2 protein-coding genes are annotated in these 1,802 nt (G+C 46.4%); both read left to right on the forward strand.

The annotated features are described in order from the left end of the window. Nucleotides 1–121 precede the first annotated feature (121 nt). Nucleotides 122–1,306 (forward strand): efflux RND transporter periplasmic adaptor subunit, encoded by a 1,185-nt coding sequence (locus Q0257_RS08805; RefSeq protein ID WP_298024170.1) that lies wholly within the window; start codon nt 122–124, stop codon nt 1,304–1,306. 21 nt (nt 1,307–1,327) lie between these two features. Then, nucleotides 1,328–1,802: ATP-binding cassette domain-containing protein (locus Q0257_RS08810; protein WP_298024173.1), on the forward strand; the 475-nt coding region annotated here is incomplete at its 3' end.

Below are 1,802 nucleotides of genomic sequence, written 5' to 3' on the forward strand. Positions count from 1 at the left end.
CTAATTTTACATAAAAAGATCATGAAATTTTACGCCCTGCGCGAGCAAAGAATTTAGTATTTAACTAAAATTTTATATTTTTACATTAGAATTAGCCCTTATTTTATTTGAAGTTGGCAAAATGAAAAAAACCTTGAAATTTATCGGCTCTATCGTACTTATTTTTATTGCGATATATTTTTTATACGGTAAATTTTTTAAGCAAGAAGAGGCGCCGAAGGCCCTTACCACAAGGCTTGAGAAGGGCAGCATCAGAGGCACGGTGACGGCTGCGGGAGAGGTTTATGCTAGGGATTTGGTCGACGTGGGCGCGCAGGTAAGCGGTCAGATCAAAAAGCTCTACGTCAAAGTGGGCGATAAGGTTCAAAAGGGCGATATGATAGCGCAGATCGACTCGGTCACGCAAGAAAACGAGATTGCGCAGCAAAAGGCGCAGCTTCTGATCCACGAGGCAAATTTGGCTTCGGCAAAGATCGCCGCGGCAAACGCTAAAACGCAGTATAACCGCGAGCTTGAGCTGTATAAAAGAAACGCCGCTTCCAAAGAGGCGGTGGAAAACGCTAAAAATAGCGCCGCTTTAAAAGAGGCCGAGCAGAAGCAGATCGAGGCGCAGATCGAGCAGACCAAACTTCAGCTAAGCACGGCGGAGACGAATTTCGGCTACACCAAGATCACGGCTCCGATAAGCGGTACGATCGTTTCAATGCCGGTAGAGGAGGGCAAAACGGTAAATTCCAACCAAACTACGCCTACGATCGTAAAGATCGCCGATCTAAGCAAGATGGAGATCAAGATGCAAATAGCCGAGGGCGATATATCCAAAGTAAAGGTCGGAATGGACGTAGAATACTCCATACTATCGGATCTGGATAATATCAAAAAGGCTAAAATTTACAAGATCGACCCCGGTCTTACCACGCTTAGCGACGGGACGTACGATAAAACCTCTAGCGGATCGTCTTATTCTTCGAGTAGCAGCGACAGCGCGATCTATTTTTACGCAAAGATGCTCGTGGATAACGAAAACGATTTTTTAAAGATCGGAATGACGACCGAAAACAACATAATCGTAAGCGAAGCGAACAATACGAGCTACCTGCCTACCTCAGTTATCAAGCGCGACGGGGGAGGCGATTACGTCACTGTGCTTAACGGTAAAGAGCCCGAGCAGCGATACGTAAAAACGGGCGTCAGCGACGATTTGAATACTGAAATTTTAAGCGGTTTGGATGAAAAAGATGAGGTGCTTATCGCCGACGGAAAAGCCGCGCCGTTAAATATGGACGGGCCTCCGATGGTGTTTTAGTTAAAATTTTATGGTGTAAAGATGCTAGAGCTTAAAGATATAAACAAAAAATTCATTCTCGGCGATAACGAAATCCACGTCCTAAAGGACGTAAACTTAAATATCGAAGCGGGCGAGTTTATATCGATAATCGGGCAATCCGGAAGTGGAAAATCGACGCTTATGAATATAATTGGCTGCATTGATACGCCTAGCAGCGGAAGCTACAAGATTGAGGGTCGCGAAACCGCGAATTTAAGCGGCGACGAGCTTGCGGCGCTTAGAAGCAAAAAATTCGGCTTCGTCTTTCAAAAATACAATCTCATCGCCACGATGGATGCTACCGCAAATGTCTCGCTGCCTGCGGTGTATGCGGGCGTAAGGGCAAGCGAACGGACGAAACGGGCGGTGGAGCTTTTGGATAAGCTGGAACTTGGCGATCGCACTAAGAGCTTACCGAGCAAGCTTAGCGGCGGACAGCAGCAGCGCGTAAGTATTGCCCGCGCTCTGATAAACG

This window comes from uncultured Campylobacter sp. (genome assembly GCF_938018035.1).
Lineage (GTDB): Bacteria > Campylobacterota > Campylobacteria > Campylobacterales > Campylobacteraceae > Campylobacter_B.